This window comes from Okeania sp. SIO2B3 (genome assembly GCF_010672525.1).
GTDB lineage: Bacteria > Cyanobacteriota > Cyanobacteriia > Cyanobacteriales > Microcoleaceae > Okeania.
On the sequence record NZ_JAAHGH010000008.1, the window covers coordinates 10114 to 27849 of the forward strand.

10 protein-coding genes and 1 tRNA gene are annotated in these 17736 nt (G+C 36.2%); 2 read left to right on the forward strand and 9 right to left on the reverse strand.

Annotated features, from left to right (window positions below):
* Positions 1–19 precede the first annotated feature (19 nt).
* Positions 20–4366, reverse strand: coding sequence for a caspase family protein (locus tag F6K15_RS09390; RefSeq protein ID WP_293060219.1), 4347 nt, complete (start codon positions 4364–4366; stop codon positions 20–22).
* An 878-nt stretch (positions 4367–5244) separates the two neighbouring features.
* Here F6K15_RS09390 and F6K15_RS09395 point away from each other — a divergent pair.
* Positions 5245–6162: a hypothetical protein gene (locus F6K15_RS09395; RefSeq protein WP_293060221.1), complete on the forward strand. Its 918-nt coding sequence runs from the start codon at positions 5245–5247 to the stop codon at positions 6160–6162.
* A gap of 344 nt (positions 6163–6506) precedes the next feature.
* Here the strand turns inward: F6K15_RS09395 and F6K15_RS09400 are convergent, their stop codons facing one another.
* The gene (locus F6K15_RS09400) at positions 6507–7556 is read right to left on the reverse strand and encodes a low specificity L-threonine aldolase (RefSeq protein WP_293060223.1); all 1050 of its coding nucleotides are present in this window, start codon (positions 7554–7556) and stop codon (positions 6507–6509) included.
* A gap of 1057 nt (positions 7557–8613) precedes the next feature.
* On the opposite strand from F6K15_RS09400, the gene F6K15_RS09405 reads away from it, so the two are divergent.
* A complete protein-coding gene (locus tag F6K15_RS09405) occupies positions 8614–9102 on the forward strand; it encodes a GNAT family N-acetyltransferase (protein ID WP_293060224.1) in 489 nt (162 codons plus the stop codon).
* A gap of 13 nt (positions 9103–9115) precedes the next feature.
* On the opposite strand, the gene F6K15_RS09410 is transcribed toward F6K15_RS09405, so the two are convergent.
* The 7 genes from F6K15_RS09410 to F6K15_RS09440 form a co-directional block, all read right to left on the reverse strand.
* The gene (locus F6K15_RS09410; RefSeq protein WP_293060226.1) at positions 9116–10051 is read right to left on the reverse strand and encodes a sensor histidine kinase KdpD; all 936 of its coding nucleotides are present in this window, start codon (positions 10049–10051) and stop codon (positions 9116–9118) included.
* 33 nt (positions 10052–10084) lie between these two features.
* Positions 10085–10672 (reverse strand): L-threonylcarbamoyladenylate synthase, encoded by a 588-nt coding sequence (locus F6K15_RS09415; protein ID WP_293060227.1) that lies wholly within the window; start codon positions 10670–10672, stop codon positions 10085–10087.
* 1985 nt (positions 10673–12657) lie between these two features.
* Positions 12658–13563, reverse strand: a complete 906-nt coding sequence (prmC, locus tag F6K15_RS09420; RefSeq protein ID WP_293060229.1) for a peptide chain release factor N(5)-glutamine methyltransferase — start codon at positions 13561–13563, stop codon at positions 12658–12660.
* Positions 13564–13837: 274 nt separating this feature from the next.
* Entirely contained in the window at positions 13838–14587 is a 750-nt protein-coding gene (locus tag F6K15_RS09425) for a Tic22 family protein (RefSeq protein ID WP_293060231.1), read from the reverse strand.
* A 1509-nt stretch (positions 14588–16096) separates the two neighbouring features.
* Positions 16097–16170, reverse strand: a tRNA-Pro gene (locus tag F6K15_RS09430).
* A gap of 638 nt (positions 16171–16808) precedes the next feature.
* The gene (locus tag F6K15_RS09435; protein WP_293060233.1) at positions 16809–17048 is read right to left on the reverse strand and encodes a hypothetical protein; all 240 of its coding nucleotides are present in this window, start codon (positions 17046–17048) and stop codon (positions 16809–16811) included.
* 109 nt (positions 17049–17157) lie between these two features.
* Positions 17158–17709, reverse strand: coding sequence for a GNAT family N-acetyltransferase (locus F6K15_RS09440; protein WP_293060235.1), 552 nt, complete (start codon positions 17707–17709; stop codon positions 17158–17160).
* Positions 17710–17736 lie beyond the last annotated feature (27 nt).

Genomic DNA, 17736 nt, shown 5'->3' on the forward strand with positions numbered 1-17736 from the left:
TAAGTCCTGAGAGTGTAGTTTATTTGATGTTAATACCATCGCAGATTTTTCGGTCTTCTTCGCTGACGTTGGGGTTATTGGTTAGGTAGTCTCGTACCCAGTTGCAGCCGCGTTCCATTACTTCGTCTAAATCTAAACTCCAGAGCTTAACTGTTGTTTGACCATAGAAACTAACAGAAGCAAGAATTTTGCCATCAGGACTAAATTCTAAATTCTTTACCCCTTGATGCAGGTGGTCTTCAAACGTGTGAAGCAATTCTCCTTGAATATTCCAAAGTTTGATTGTATGGTCAATACTAGAAGAAGCAAGGAGCTGACCATTAGGGCTAAATACTATTGTTTCAACACTTTTGGTATGACCTTCAAGTGTGTAAAGTAATTGACCTTGAAATTGCCAAAGTTTTATGGTCTTGTCATCACTAGCAGAAGCGATAATCTCACCGTTGGGACTAAATATTGCTTTATTGACACAACCTGTATGACCTTCTAAAGTGTAAAGTACACTTCCTTGCCAATTCCATAGTTTGACTGTGCCATCCAAACTAGCTGAAGCAAGAATTTTTCCATCAGGACTAATTTCCAAGCTATTAACCTTATTAGCATGATCTTCTAAAGTGCAAATTAGATTTCCATGCTGATTCCACAGTTTAATGATTCCATCCCAACTAGCAGAAGCAAGAATTTTTCCATCAAGGTTAAATATTACACTTGTAATTTGTGTCTGATGCTCTAGAGTATGAACTAATTTTCCTTGTCTATTCCAAACTTGGACTTTCTTATGTGCATCTTCATATATTCCTGTTGTGTGAATTTGCTTGATTTGATCGTAAGTTTTTTCATCATAGAGTTCGAGTTCTTTGGAAAAAAACGCACTTATTAAAACAAGCGTTTGTCCATCAGGATTAAATAATACTTTGTTAACTTGAAAGGCCTGACTTTCTATAGTTTTAAGTAAGTTTCCCTGTATATTCCACAGTTTGATAATTCCATCCCAACTAGCAGAAGCGATAGTTTGTCCATCACGGCTAAATGCCACAGCCTCAACAGAGCGAGTATGATCTACGAGAGTATGAAGCAATTGCCCTTGTCTATTCCATAGTTCTACTGTTCCATTTCCAGATGTCATATCATAACCAGCAGAAACTAAAGTTTTTTCATCAGGACTAAATTCTATGCTACTAACAGTAGTTGCGCGACCTTTCAAGGTTTGAATTAATTCGACTTTAACATTCCACAGTTTGACAGTTCTGTCATCACTAGCAGAAGCAAGAATCTTTCCATCCTGACTAAATGTTACACTATTGACCGCATCTGTATGACCTTTAAAAATGTGAAGCAGTTTTCCTTCTCTACTCCATAGTTTGACTGTACCTTCCTCATTTGCAGAAGCAAGAGTTTGACTATCAGGACTAAATGCGACATTGCTAACTGGATTTGTATGACTCAATGTATAAAATAATGAATTTTGAAGATTCCACAATCTAACTGTTCTATCCTGACTCATTGAAGCAACAATTTGCCCATCGGGACTAAATACTACTCTCCTAACCGTATTGGTATGACCTTGGAGAGTATAGAGTAATTCCCCTTGAAGATTCCATAATTTTACTGTGTAGTCGGAACTAGCAGTAGCAATAATCTGACCGTCAGGACTAAATGCTACTCCACTAACAAAACTTGTATGACCTTGAAGAGTAGAGAGTAATTTCCCTTGAAGATTCCACAATTTTACTGTGTAGTCATCACTATTATGCCTATTAGACGAAAATGGATTTTTGTCATTAAAAGCAATAGTTTGACCGTCAGGGCTAAATACTACACTTCCAATCGCAACATTACTATCTTCTAAACTATAAAGTAATTGCCCTTGTCTATTCCATAATTTAACTGTTTTATCCCAACTTGCAGTAGCAATAGTTTGTCCATTAGGACTAAATACTACTCCATCAACAGATTCTGTATGACCATTTAGGGTATAAAGTAGTTGCCCTTGTCTATTCCATAATTTAACTGTTTTATCCCGACTTGCAGTAGCAATGATTTGTCCATCGGGACTAAACATTACAGTCTTAACATGATGAGTATGACCATTTAGGGTATAAAGTAGTAGCCCTTGTCTATTCCATAATTTAGCTGTTTTATCTTCACTTGCAGTAGCAATGATTTGTCCATCGGGACTAAACACTACAGTCTTAACATGATGAGTATGACTTTCTAATCGATTGTACTCTTTGATTTTAGAATAAATATTCTGTAATTCACCTGCAACTTTAATTTTAGTTTGAGAATTTATTTTTAAAGTAGTTTTTCGGCTTTTTCTTCCTGCCCAAAGAGCAATAAGAAGTGCATCAAATTCTTGACTTGATAATAGTAACGCTTCTGAAGCTTTAACAAGATAAGTAATTTCATTTTCTAATTCTCTTGTTCGGCGTATTTCATCTTGTTTTTTGATACGTTCGTGTTTGTCGATAGATATTTTGATAAACTGATGTACTTCAAACAAAAGTCTATCGGCAAAGTCAATATAAAGCTCTTGATATTTTACTAGCTCTGCTTCTGATAATAAGAAATCATCTTTTTGACTTTCTGGGGTTTGTTTCCACTCATCGGTTTTCCGTTCTAGTTCCCGTAATAACTGAGGAATAACTCCCGCTTTAACCACAGAAGATTTACCACTACCGGAAGCACCTACTACAGTTAAAAAAGAAGTAGATTGTAATTTCTCAATAATTTCTGCAATTAATTCTTCTCTACCGTGAAAAAAGTAAGCATCATCTTGGGTAAAAGCTTCTAAACTTTTATAAGGACAAACATCTATATCAAATATTTCATCATACGAACGTTGAACTTCTACTGAGAGAATATCCATCACTTCAGTAGAACCCGATAACCAATATTTTAAATTAATATCGGGTTGCGAGTCACGCCATTTCTGTAATTTAGTAATTAATTCAGAAACCCAAAATTCTCCTTCTGATTCTCCTGCGGTTTCCAATACAGTTACTAATTGATGTAATAACTTTCTATTGTTAGCTGAAGAAGTGGTTGTTGTAATCAAACATAGAGATTTATCTTGACTGGGCTGCAAAATTTCAAATAAATTTTTATTAGTCCTGCTTGTGTCTAAAATATCGGCAATAATCACAATTTCCTTAACAGGAGAATCATCTAACTGTTGCCTAAGCAAATTCAAATTTATGCTGTTTTTTCCATCGCAAACCAACTCGTAGGTTTCTGAGTTAGTAGATACAATTGTTCCTGCTAAATACAACAGAACAATTTGATTACTTTCTGACTGTAAATAACTAGCAATAGTTTGTTGAATATTTCGCCTCTGTTTCTCTCGCAAAAAACAATAATCAACTGCAAAACTTCCTTTAGCTTGGAGTATTCTACATAGACTAATATCGGCTTCCGAGTTAGATAATTCATCGACAATTAAAGCTTTTCTCTGAGTAGAAAATTTAGCCGAACCAATAATTAACTCCCCACTTCCTCTAGCAATTCTTTGGGGAGTTTGAGAAGCATCTACAGGGAATCGCTTAACTTTTGATTGAGTAGATGATTCTTTTAAACTCCCTAACATTCCCTTAGAAAAACTATCTGTATTTAGAGGATTTTTCTTATATTCAATAAACTTTTTACTGTTGCGTTCGACATACTTAAACAAACTATCCGCATCAATTTTACCTTCAGTATTGGTAGCTTTTCCCCCTAAACCTTCAATCAGAGAATAGGTAAATAAACCATGCTTTAATTCCGGAATTTCCCAAGAACGTTCTGTCTTATTGCAGGAAAGCATAGCATAAAAATCCTGACTTTGTTCTGCTTGTAATTCTAAAGCTGCTAACAATTGACCAGTAGGATTTTGTTTAATTATTTCATCTTCTTGTTGTTCTATTTCCTGACAAGCATCTAACCATACAAGTTGACGTTGTGCGTTACATTGTCTAAGTTCATTTAACAGAATATCTAACTTTAATCCCGTTCCAGATAAATCTTCTAAAATAGTATCTGTAACACATAAAATTGGTCGATTATTAGAGTCAAGATAACCATGTCCTGAAAAGTAAAATAAAACCGTATCTTCCGGTTTAGCTCCACGAAACTGTTGGAAACTGGTAGTAATTTCTGATAAAATAGGAACTTTATGACCACCATCATAAAGAGCAATAATTTCTGTTTCCTGAAACTGTTGAGTAGCTATTTTTAAAGCTTCTGTTAACTCTTTACAGTCATTAGCGCAGTATCTCAAATCGGGAATTTGAGTATCTTGATAATAGTTAACTCCGACTAAAACCATCCAGAGTTTAACCTGACTTTTTTCTAAGTATTGTGTGTTGGAATTATTTACTATTGCTGACATATATAATCTTCAATCCTTAAGTTAAATATACAAACTGATAGGGTGCATCTCAATGCAAGAATAAAGCCAAAAATTTATCGCTTTTAGGCAACAGCTCATCTGGCAACAGGCAACAGGGAATAGGCAACAGGGAATAGGGAATATATAGGAAAAAAAGTATTTTTGCTTCTTATGAGATGCACCCAACTGATATTTCCCTATTGGAGTTGTTCAACAATTAATAATTATCTCTGATTTTCAAGAATAAGATTTACTCAAAGGAAAAATTTTTCTGGTTTCTCCTGGAAAAAAGGAGAGGCTTTACTTTCAACCTTAATTATTGGGTAAATATTGATTTTATTCCTATAATCAAACGAGCTTCAGATGCTAAAGTTAGGACTTATGCAAACCAACTAATAAAGAGGGTTTATCGCCGTAATATTGTTGTTCAAACCAGGAAACTTCCGCAAAGGAACCCGGTTTCTGGGTAAGTCTTAATATCGACAGAAAATATTTCTACCAGTTTTTTTACTTAGGTGAATTATGCCTGACATTATTTACAAATATTATTATTTTTAATCAAAGAAAAAATCATAGTTTTTCTACTAACTACACTATTATAGCAATCATATTTAAGTTGTGATATTTTAGCCGTAATTAGGAGTCAGGAGTCGTAGGGGTGATTCGCAAATCACCCATATAGGAGTCAGAATATAAAAGGATTTTGACTTATCTTAATCGTTTTTAAATCCTATCAAAATAATTCCCAATCGCTATACATTTTTATATCTTATATCCAAAGAATATCCATGAACATCAATAAAAATAAATAAAAATAAACCCCCCATATTTATTGAAGCTACTTTATAATTAAAATCAAAAGCTTTTGGAGGAAAAAAATGCCTTTATTAGAAAGAGAATTCTTAGACTACATCAGCAAAAAAATATTTCCTGGGAATGCCCCTCCCGAACTTCAGCATTGGACTTTTACGGAACGTTTTTATCCTAATAATTATTCTCTCAAAAACACGGAAATAGCTAAAGGATTAGAAAAGATGCAGGGTAAATATAATCCATCAGGAATTAATCAGCATATTAAGGAAGTAATAGAAAAAATATATCGGGAATTTCAAGATGAACTAGCTCAAGATGGCATTACCGAAGAAAAGCTTAATTTAGGCAATTACAAAGGAAAACCAGGTAGAAAAACATCTAGCACAGCACGCCCTTGGGAGATTATTTATGAATGGTTGTGGAACCAAAAATATTATCGTTGGCTACCAGATTATATTTGGGAAAATTGGAAACAAAAAGCACAAACTAATTTAGATTGGATACAATTTTGCCCTCATTCTGAAGATTATTCATCTAAAGGAATGAAAATTCCTCCAGCTTTACCCAAAGAAAGTCTCCCCATAAATACTCCCTTAAACTTAAAAATAAATCTCGATACTCCAGGAAGTTATCTACTATTATTTAATCGCGGGCGAGATTCTCAAGGTAATATAACTAAATACCTAGTTACACCTTCTAAAGCTTTTGCCCCTAGCTATCAAATAGTAGAAAAAACCACATCAATACCTCTACAAAATGCAATATGTAAAGATATTCAATTTGATACAGTTAGTACAGAAGAATATATTGGAATTGTAATCAATAATCCATTAGATTTACCTTGGCTAAATCCCGATTCTCATAACCCTATTGTGGAATGGGAAGGTAAGGAATTAGAACAAGTATGGGAACAGCTACGCTCTCAAGATAACTGGCAAGTTTTCTATCAAAATTTTGATGTCATATCTTTCAATAATGGATAATTGATAATTACCTCTCCCTAAAACTGATAGGATTGAATAAAAGGAAAATTTTTTCTTATTTTCTCCTTTAAAGGAGAGGCATTTTACCTTAATTATTCGGTAAATCTTTAATTGCTTTAAGAACTTCCAAAAAATCAAATGTACAATTGATAATAATCATTATTATCCATTGTTTGATCAGTTTTTATATCATGTCCGGATAAGAGCGTGATGAAAAAAACCAAAACTGTCACTTGCAGTGCAAATCTTTTGATTCTCCCTACTCCCTATATTAGGGCAATTATAAACACTCAAACTCAATCAAGGATTACTTCTAAATTCTAAATTCTGACTTGCGCTGAGGTCTACTCCATCACATTAACCACAGAATGAGACCGAACACTTGCTAAAAAAGCATCTACATCTTCATCCCTAGTATTAAAAGTAGTAACAAGTCGAATTATAGGGAGAGTTCCCTCCTGCCAAACATAAAACTGAAAACCATCCGCTCTCAAACCAGTAACCACAGACTCAGGAAATTCTACAAAAATTTCATTTGCCTCCACAGGATGACATAACCTGGCAACAGGACAGTTGACCAAACCTTGCGCTAATTTTGTAGCCATTTGATTAGCATTGCTAGCATTTTTCAGCCATACATCATCAGTAATATAAGCTTCTAACTGAGCAGACAAATATCGCATTTTTGAGAATAAGTGACCGCTGCGTTTGCGACGGTAACCAAAAGTTTTTGCTAATTCTTGATTAAAAAAGACAACTGCCTCCGCTGCCATCGCTCCATTTTTAGTAGCCCCAAAACACAATACATCCACCCCCGCTCGCCAAGTTATATCTGCTGGCGCACAACCCAAACTAGCAACAGCATTAGCAAAACGCGCTCCATCCATATGTAGATAAAGATTGCGATCGCGAGTTAATTTTGCTATTTCAGCTATATCTTCTGGTAAATAAACCGTTCCCGCTTCTGTCGCTTGAGTAATACTAACTGCTGCTGGTTGAACATGATGCACTATACCAATACCAGCTTTTTCTAATGCTGTTGCTAACTCAGAAGGATTAATTTGAGCATCTGTACCACCGAGCGTCACCAGTTTCGCACCACCCGTATAAAATTCTGGAGCACCACATTCATCTACATTAATATGAGATTCAGCATGACAATAAATAGCTCCATAGGCAGGAGCGATCGCTGATAAAGCAAGAGCATTAGCAGCAGAACCCGTAGCAACGGGGAAAATTGTTACAGGAGTTTCAAATAATTTTGAGAATTTAGCTTCTAAGCGTTGGGTATATTCATCTGCACCATAAGGCATCGCACACCCTTCATTAGCAGCTATCACAGCAGCCATAATTTCTGGGCATATTTCAGTGACATTATCACTACAAAAGTTCATGTTTCCCATATTGTTATTTCACTAAAGGACTAAAAAAATTGGCGTTGCTGAATAAATGTATGATTTCACAGGAGTCAGGAGTCGTAGGGGCGTTTTGCTACCGCATAACTCCATTAACGCTCCGCGACATATAAAGCGTCAGCTTTGCCTCAGCAAATGGCCATTCGCCCGTACATGAGTCACATCATGTCCGGTAGCATCGTTTGTATATAGAATTAAGTTTCAATAGGAAGAAACCCTCCTGCCATCTGCCATCTGCCTTTTGCCCTCTGCCTTCCTTCCACCAAAGTATAAGTATTCAAGCGGACATGATATCAGTAGGTACAAAGGAGTTTTTCGGTGACTAAGATAGTGGAACTTACACCCTCGTAGAGTCATATTTACCTGAATAACGCAGCACCAAATATTAATTACTGCTGATCAATAGACATCTCCGGAAACTAAGTTTTTGTCCAGGTATGACAAGGATCTGAGATTAATTATCGCAGAGGTATAATAGTTATTATTAATTATATATATATAGTAAAAATTACACACAAAAACAACTTTTCATATAAAATTATAGCTAATTCAATTTGTTATCAAATCTTGACACAACTCAGAAAAAACATCTTATGAGTATATTGATAATTAAAAAAAAGAATGATACTATACAAAATAGTTAAGAAATAAACATCAACTATTACTAGCTTTCAAAATTTGGAGGTAAGTAAAATAATCTACAATCAAAACAGCACTCAAAAAATCTCAAATAACCTAAATATATTTATTAGTTTTATCTCCCTTTAAGTAGAAAAAGGCTAACATAGAGAGAAAAACTATTCCAAAAATATATTCAATTAAAACAAAAAAGGGCAAAAGTAAAAACTATTTATCAAAATAATTGGGTATAAAACCCCGCCTTGATTAGCGAAATATTTTTGGAGGGTTATTCACAAATCCCCGTGACAAAAATAACTTCTGACTTCCCCTCCTGGGAGGGGTTAGGGGTGGGTTGACTTCTAACTTCTGACTTCGTTAATGACTCCTATTGAAATTTATAGAGAGCTGACTCAACATGAAAAACACTACCAGAGATTATCGTCATATACAATTCTGCGAAGGTCACTCAACATTAGATATTGTCCAACTGGTGGCTTTATTTGATTCCGCAGCAATATGGGCAAAAAATAGAAAAATAGAAGAATTAGAAATAGCCATTGCAAATAGTAACCCAGTCGTGAGTGTATGGGATAGTAGAAAAATGATAGGTTTTGGTCGTGCTACATCAGACTGTGTATACAGAGGCACAATTTGGGACATAGTCATTCACCCAAACTATCAAGGTGGAGGACTAGGACGCAAATTAGTTCAAACAATCTTAAGTCATCCAAGAATGTCTCATGTAGAACGAGTCTACCTAATGACAACCTACCAACAGGATTTCTACAAACGCATAGGATTTCAATACAACCAAACCACAACAATGATATTGCACAATCAACCAATGGCAGCAGAAATAGAATTAACAACTAGAAACAAAGCATTACTACTTACTCAAAAGTAACACAACATTTTAGCTAAGAACTCTCATTGTTTTCTATACTCATAGGAATAGAACATTGAGTCCGATTAAAATCAGACTCCTCACCATCAGAAGGTGTCGCCAGTACCTCTAAACGTCCATTCATTATTCCTAGCAGAGTTTGATTCATTAACAACCTCATACCAGGAGAAAGCTGAAAGTCACAACTCACAATCTTTTCAGTTTTCTCCTCAAGATTCTGCTTGAGTAAATCCCAAGACTCACTCCACGCACTAACTGGACGTTGATCGTCAATCCAGATATGAACATAACCAGATTCTTGTGCAGGATGAACAGAAATATTAATACTCCCTTCATCCATTTCAGCGATCGCAGTATCAACTAAACTAATCAAAACCTGCTTCAGACGAGACTCATCCGCCAAAACATAAATATTAGAGTCTGGAGGTAATATCTTCAAACGAATACTACGATTAGCAGCTTGTAAACACGTTAAATCATCCACCTCTTCTAACAATTTACTCAGCTGAAGTCGTTCTATATTATATTTTTCAGTACCATGCTCGGTTTTAGCCACATCAATAATTTGATCGAGTAGGCCCAAAGTTTTTAACGCAGCATTATACGCTTGGTTCGCAAATTCACGTTCCTCTTCTGGGTTGTCAGCTAAATCAAAAATAATTAACTGCAACGTACCAATCATACTATTCATCGGCGATCGCAACTCGTGAGAAGTTCGAGCCAAAAAACCAGCCTTAAACTTACTCATTTCCGATGCCATCTGGTATGCAAGTTGAGTCTGTTTGAGTTGTTCTAAAACACCTTCTAGTCGATCTAAATTAGATACTTCAGGTGACGACACCACAGAAGGCGTTGACAAGTTCTCAGTTTTTGGCCTCAACCATAACCTACCACCTATTACCCCAAACCCTAATCCTAATGCCAAAAATAAAAAATCGTTCCAGCCCATGGGACTAAAAATATTAAATAATATAGCCTACCCTTAAAATTTTAACTTGACCGCTCCCTGACGTAGGATTTCCCAACAACTAATTTCCTTCCACTTAGCAACAGTAGAAGGAACTCCAGAAGCCAACATTATTTCCTGTTCCTGGGACAATACCAAAACATCTGGAAATTGAGCATTAATTTCAGTCATTCGACCCAAGGGAGCTTGACCTGAGAAATTAGCACTTGTAGTAGCCAAAGGCCCAGTTTGAGCCATAATTTCCCTAGCAATATCGCAATTAGGTATCCTGATTCCAATAGTAGTTGGGTCAAAAGGGTTCATTTCTCTAGGAACCATCTCCGAAGCTGGCAGCACCAAGGTTAAAGGTCCAGGCCAATACTTCTGAGCAACCTTTTGCCATAACTGCAACTCTTCATCACTCCCTTGAACATAAGGCCACAAAGATTCCGGAGTTGCTCCCATCAAAATCAAAGGTTTATCTGGACTACGACGTTTTGCTTGAAAAATTAAATCTGCTTTTTGAGGAAGAGTCGCTAATGCTGGTACAGTATCAGTAGGAAAGCTCACTAGATTACCAGAAATTGCCCCCTCAATCAGTGTCTCAATAGATACTAAACTCATATTTTGTTTTTCAATTTTTAATTTTTTAAAAATTTATAGTTAATTTTAGCATCTCTGGCAGAAAAACCCTCAGCTCAGGGAGCTTAAGAAAATGAATTGAGCCTCAAATTAAATTATTTCAACCAGTCACCGTCATTAAAATTAAACGTTGATCTTAACTGGGACCCTTCATTAGAAAAATTAAATCTACTTTGTCAGGTCAAGCTACCAGTAGTGGTATAATATCAATAAGAAAACTAACTAGATTACCAGATAGAGTTTCAATACAGACTAAACTGATTATTTTATTTTGTTTTTGATTTTTAATTTTCCAAAAAAATATAGGTAATTCCAGCATTTCTGGCAGAAAAAACCCTCAGCTCAGGAAGCTTAAGAAAATGAATTGAGCCTCAAATTAAATTATTTCAACCAATTACCGTCATTAAAATTAAAAGTTGATCTTAACTGCGACCCTTCATTAGAAAAATTACAGCACTTTTGTCAGGTCGAGCTGCCAATGGTGGTATAGTGTCAGTAAGAAAACTAACTAGATTACCAGAGGCTGCCCTATCAATTAGAGTCTCAATGGATACTAATCTGATTTAGTTTTTCAATTTTTAATTTCCCAAAAAAATATAGGCAAATTTAGCATTTCTGGCAGAAAAAACTCTCAGCTCAGGGAGCTTAATAAAATGATTAAGACCTCAAATTAAATTATTTCAACCAATTACCCTAATTAAAATTCAAGGTAGATCTTAACTGCGACCCTTTACTAGAAAAATTAAATCAGCTCCCGTTAATCAAGCTGACAGTGCTGGTACAGTATCATTAGGAAAGCTAACTAAATTACCAGAAATTGTCTCTTCAATTAGAATCTCAATAGATACTAAACTTCATAACTTTACTCTCGAAAACAATTTTAGATTTTGTTTGAAAAAAATAGGCAAATTTATAGCATGGAAAGTAGAATTGAAATAGTATTTATCTCAACGTTGGTTGAAGACCCGCGCTCTCCCGTTGGCGGAGCCTAGCGGCAGCTATTAGGGGAGCGGAGAGATGGGAAAACCAATCAATCTTGCAGTTTTACAGATAAGCATGTTAAAATAAAATTCTCAACCAAAAGCCAAGGTTGAGATTACTATTGTTTTTTTCAAGTCCCGTCGCCGAGGGGCACTCAGAGACGTTAAACGGACACAGAGGAAGCGTTAGACTGGTATTGCCAGCATTTTCCAGTGAGGTGTCAACCCGCCCTGAGCCGTTCAGTCAGCTTAGTCTGTTTGATTGGTGGATGGGAATCCCGCGCTGTCTCGCAGAGCAGCGTCGGGAGGATGTCAAATCATCCAAATATTGATAAATACTATGTTTTACCTTTGAGTTCTCATCAAATCTATGAGTAATTCTGAACAAAAGAGTTGGAACAAAAGAATAAATGTTTTTTTAATAGGTATAGCTATTCCTGTAACTGGTATACTTGTAGGCATTTTCGTTCCAGAAATTAGATGATCTTTAGGAATAGCACAAAATAGTTGTAAAAATAAATATTGCAAAAATCTATTCCAAGAAGGTAAAAGAATTGAATTCAAATATAGACCTATAAAGAAAGACCATATAGAGGTTGGAAAAGTTGAAATTCGTCAAGTCATAGATAAAAGTAAAGCAGATGGAACAACAGAAGTAGAAGGAAATGCAACTCTTCTTGAGCATTCATTTCCAGTAGACATAAATCTTGAAGTTCCATTATTATCAAAAGATAATAATTTTCCTAATAAGAAAAATCACGATCCTGTAAACTTCGATATTAAAATCAACAATGAAACAGGTAAATGGAAATTACGTTGGGCTGCCAAAGCAGGTGTTTTAGTAGGCGAGGATGGGACATGTGAAGATGGAAAAGCCACAATATATATGGACCACCCCATAGTAGAAAGAGAATATAAATTAGTATTTCAACTTATTCCATAACAAGACTCTATAAAAATTTTTGAAGCTCAAGAAAATAATAACTGCTACTTCAAATAAGCCATAGCAAACCGATCAACACCCTCAATATCCGAAAAAATCTCAACCCCACAATAAGCTCCATTATCTTGCAACATTTCAGCCACCATCTCCCCTTGCCCACTCATCATCTCCACCAACCAAACACCACCAGAAACCAAATATATTGGAGCCGTTTCAATCAAATATCTAATACAGTCCAGCCCATCAGCACCACCATCAAGAGCAAGATGAGGCTCATGCTTCCTAACCTCTACTTGCAAAGTAGAAACCATATCACTAGGAATATAAGGAGGGTTAGCCACCATTCCACTCACCTTACCCCGCAAATGCTCCAATGGTTGCCACCAAGAACCTTGACAAAAATTTACTCTGTTCCCTAAACCCAATTTAGTCCCATTCTGTCTAGCAATAGCCAAAGCTTCTGAACTACAATCCACAGCATAGATAGAAGCCTCTGTCAATACCTCTGCCAACCCAAAAGCGATCGCTCCGCTGCCAGTCCCCAAGTCCACCCAAATTCCTTCTTGAAGATGGGAAACACTATTGGTAGCTGCTACAACCAGATCGATTAAACACTCAGTTTCTGGCCTTGGTATCAAAACCCCAGAACCCACATCCAAAGAAAAATTCCGCCAATAAGTAACCCCAGTTAAATATTGAAGCGGAACCTTTTCATTTAAACGTCTATACCAAAGATTATTCAACTCAACCAAAGAAAGCCTCATTGAAATATTAGGCCAATCTTTAAAAGACTCCAAACGAAGCGTTAATCTATCTAGTCCAGCAAATTCTTGCAACAACCAATCAACCTCAGTAACATAGATACCTGCCTTTAAACCATCACTCTGAGCACTGCGATACCATTGCCAAAGGTCTAGACCTGAAACTACACAGTCCGAAGAAAAGTCCATTAATCGCGATCGCTTAAAATATCAATTTTAATTTATTAATTATTGCTCCGCTGATTAAATCTAAAAGTATTAACAGGTAAAGGTTATTGCTTTTTTACCGCGAAAAAAAGTGCAACTTTATTAAGCTTGAGCGACCAAAAAGTTAGGATTTTGGGCTAACTATGGCAGAAAAATCAAGGGATAAAATACCCGACTACCTCCTCTAAATTCCCCATTCCTCCTGACTCCTGACTCCTGACTCCTACCCAATACCAAAAGACTTATTCAGCAAACCCTAATTACCAGATTGTTTTAACTGTTGTACAAACTCTAAAGACTCCCTGGGAGGAATAAAAATAATTTTTTCTAAGAAAGGATCGTCATCTTCCTCCAAAGCCTTAATCACACCCTCAAGATTAACAACTTCAATTTTCACAGAAGAAAAAACATCAGGTTGTTGAGTCTTAGCTCGATCCAACATTCCCTGCAAATCTTCTTTATTAAAAAACATAGGAATAACTTGCTGTTCATCACGTTGAATAGTTAAATATCCATCATCAGGTCCACCTTTAGCTATAAACAAAGGTACTCCATTGAACTGGTTAACATTCTGGCCATTTTGCTCAAGTAAAATCTTAGCAGATTCAACCTGCCTTCTAATTGGAACATAAGCAAACTGTAGCTTTTGCCCATTCTTCTGGCTAGATTGGCTCATTTCATAAACTTCACCCAGAGATACAGGCACTACCTTAACTGTAGCGGCCAAATCGGGATTTTCTCCTTTTAATTTTTCTACAAAAGCATCCGCATCACTCTTACTAATAAAAACCCCTGCCACAGAAGAATTTTCACTACCTTCCTTTTTAACAGAAGCTACAAGAGGAGAGCCATTTTGATCGGTGATTGTAAATACAGGCACAGGAGTTAACTTCTGTAGAACTTCTTCTGCAGATAATGCTAGTGCAGACATCTCTTTCAGGGAAGGTCCAATTAAAGTGCTAGCCACTATTCCTAACACTGCACTTAAGCGAACTAATGATTTCATAGGTTCTCCAAATTATTTAAAATAATGTAGCAAAAATAAAAGTTATGAACATCAAATAACTTAATAGTAGAGAGATGAAAAAATTATGTTAATAGCTTCAAAAAGCCACGAATAAACATGATTTAATCTTTTTCCGCTTTTAAATAGCGATTCAATCATCAAAATATTTATTCCATCACTCAGTAAGATATCCTGATTTTTTTCACCGTTTTAAACACATAATTTAGTTGTTATTAATTAATTCAATTAAATTATGATTTTTCCAAAAATTAAATTCTTAAATCGTTCTATTACTTCATCTCAAACACCCTTTTAATTAATCATACAAATAGTTCAATTTTATGGTTTAATTTCACTAACTATAAATTCTACAAAAATTGTTATCTTAAGTCCAAGCTAATCTATAGTTGATTTACCATAATTAGTCAATTGAGAATCATAGGAGTATGATTTATGGAAACAAAGTTATAGCTATAGCTGAGTATAACACAATTTTTTCATTTGCTTCAGCTAAAAATAAATAAAAACATAGTGGTTTATAGATAGTAAGACATAGTCTTTCTCCTACAGGAGAGTTAAATGATAAATTCTTCAATTCTAGGTTAAGCTATTGACTAAAATTCAAAATTTTGTGCCTTATCCAACGGAGTGTATAGACTAATTTTTAAAACTATAACTACATTGAGAATAAGTTAAGTATGTAGCAATTAGCGTTCAGCACTCAGCTTTAATTTTGGAGTTGATGAGGTACAAAATTTTAGAACTTTAGGGAGTAGGGAGTAGGGAAAAAGATTAATCTTAAAAACTGTACCTTACGCTTCCTCAAAAGTGTTGTAATATTTTGGACATAGGAAACACAAAATATAGCGCTACGTGCATAGGGAAGCTGTCGGATTGGCAACGTACAGAAGTTAGTACGGGCGAATGGCCATTCGCCCCTACAAAAGTAATCCCTGACGCTCGTTTGAGCATTTGTAAATGTCCTAAGCTATTTGCGTAATGCTATATAATTGAAAACATAGAGCAGGGAACAGTGAAAAGTTTTAAATATCTTTGATCGGCCGGACTCAGTACAACTTAGAACAGATAGTGTAGATAACCTAGCTCACTAGAATATTAGCCTAGTGACTTTTGAAAATTTATCTACTAACTATATAAGAGTTGACAAAAATCAGGAAAAAAGCCCTTAAATCTTAAAGGTATAGATTTTTAGCTCAAAAAAGTATAAATCCAGTAGCCATCAGGGTTTTAGACATTTTTATGGCTTTGACGTTTTTCCCTTGCCTAAACTTACTTTTACTTAGCCATACTACGCAAACAGCCACTTAATAGCAGAGAAAATATTTAAGTACTAATAGCAACTAGAACTAACCTTTAGAAGATTATCTCAAGGAGGTACAGTTGTGGAGGGAATTTTGTCCACACCTGAGAACTTTTATTTCAATTCCCGTGCTTAAGACCGAGATGTTAAATATTTGTACCTAATTTAGGTATAATTTTCTGCAAATATCGGGATGACAGGATTTGAACCTGCGACATCCTGCTCCCAAAGCAGGCGCGCTACCAAGCTGCGCTACATCCCGGTTGAACTATAAATTTATTATAGCTCAATTTTTACAAGTTGTGCAAAAAAATTCAAAAAAAATTTTACACCAAAAAAATTTGTCCATATATTGACATACTCCCGACGTTGCGCATAGCGCGACAACACGGGATTATTCAGTCATGAAAAAAATGACCGCTGTTTCGTGTGAGGTGATGTCCTCCCCCTGTGTTGACGTTAATAATAATATGCATACCTCCTAGCTTGTCAAGGGTATAAGAAGGTTTTATTTGTGGAGGTATCCGACTGTTGGCCCTGGCTTTCCCATCCCTCCGCTCCCCTAATAGCTGCCACACTTGCTCCGCCTTTTCCTGACGGAATGCTCCGCAAACATATCGGCGACAGCCGTTAACGCAGTTATGCGCTAGCAAAACGGGAGAGCGCGGGACTTCCCGCCAGGGAAGTTAAAGAAATTTTTAGGAACAAAAATCCTTTAATCATTATTTCTAGATTTTAGATTTTACAGGAGCATATCACTAGAATTGACATCTTTGCGACGCTACTCTACGAGAAAACGCGGGATTCCCGCTCCATCACTGATAGGGTTTTCTGCTGCCTCTTGAGGTAAGGAGCTGCGCTAACATAATACCTGCCTCCGAGGCCGAACCCCTTTTTGGTCTAAAGGCGCGCTCCACAGTACATCACCAATCCGACGGCTCCCCTAGACACTGCTAGTCCAGCAGCCTGATAGAAGGCTAACACAGTATTAGCAAAACCACTCTTATTGATTGGTGCTCCCATGGGACACTCCCCTTTTGTTCCCCCCGCATCATCGGGGGGCGAGGGGGGATGGAGAGCGCGGGTCTTCAACCAACCTTGAGATAAACCTTCTTGACTAACTACTAATATATTCTGCATACATTTGAATAAGTTAAAAGTGAGAAAAATGCTCCTGCTAAAAAAATCTAAATTCTAGATTTATTATATTAATATTTGGTTAATCATATTTTGATCGAACCAAAAACAGCTAATCTGGATACCAGAACATTCCTTTAATTCCCTCTGGGTCAGGAATAAAACCTAAATTTTGGTAAAAATCAACAACATGAGGGTCAGCAAATAAGGTAATGTTGCTGATGTCCTCACTACGAAGTTTTTTGATAATGTATTTCATCAATGCTTTCCCCAAGCCCTTACCTTGGACATCAGGATGAACAACCACATCCCAAAGAGTGGCATTAAAAGCATGGTCTGACGTTGCTCTGGCAAAGCCAATCAGTCTTCGGTGACTGCCTCGCATCTGCCACATAGAGACAACAAGAAAACTATGTTGAATGGCCTTTTTTACTTTGCGTAATGGGCGACGAGACCAACCAACAGCATTACAGAGTTCTTCAAGTTCATATATATCTATGTCTCGATCTGTACTAAAAAATATACGTCCATTACTTCTATTAGGTGAATGAACAGCTTGAGAAGAAGCATTTCCTTCCCCAATAGTCGTGTATCCCTCATAATCTGGATTTTGAGGGTGAGATGTTGGCTCAGAGCCGCTAAACAAATTTTTCCAAAAACCCATGCAGGCGTGGTTAAGTTAGTAGAAGTT

Bases quoted from the DNA above. Each gene is read 5' to 3' on its own strand.
- F6K15_RS09400 (WP_293060223.1), bottom strand. From the start codon at position 7,556: ATGAACTTTTGTAGTGATAATGTCACTGAAATATGCCCAGAAATTATG.
- prmC (WP_293060229.1), bottom strand. From the start codon at position 13,563: ATGGACTTTTCTTCGGACTGTGTAGTTTCAGGTCTAGACCTTTGGCAA.
- F6K15_RS09415 (WP_293060227.1), bottom strand. From the start codon at position 10,672: ATGAGTTTAGTATCTATTGAGACACTGATTGAGGGGGCAATTTCTGGT.
- F6K15_RS09440 (WP_293060235.1), bottom strand. From the start codon at position 17,709: ATGGGTTTTTGGAAAAATTTGTTTAGCGGCTCTGAGCCAACATCTCAC.
- F6K15_RS09410 (WP_293060226.1), bottom strand. From the start codon at position 10,051: ATGGGCTGGAACGATTTTTTATTTTTGGCATTAGGATTAGGGTTTGGG.
- F6K15_RS09435 (WP_293060233.1), bottom strand. From the start codon at position 17,048: ATGCAGAATATATTAGTAGTTAGTCAAGAAGGTTTATCTCAAGGTTGG.
- F6K15_RS09395 (WP_293060221.1), top strand. From the start codon at position 5,245: ATGCCTTTATTAGAAAGAGAATTCTTAGACTACATCAGCAAAAAAATA.
- F6K15_RS09425 (WP_293060231.1), bottom strand. From the start codon at position 14,587: ATGAAATCATTAGTTCGCTTAAGTGCAGTGTTAGGAATAGTGGCTAGC.
- F6K15_RS09405 (WP_293060224.1), top strand. From the start codon at position 8,614: ATGAAAAACACTACCAGAGATTATCGTCATATACAATTCTGCGAAGGT.
- F6K15_RS09390 (WP_293060219.1), bottom strand. From the start codon at position 4,366: ATGTCAGCAATAGTAAATAATTCCAACACACAATACTTAGAAAAAAGT.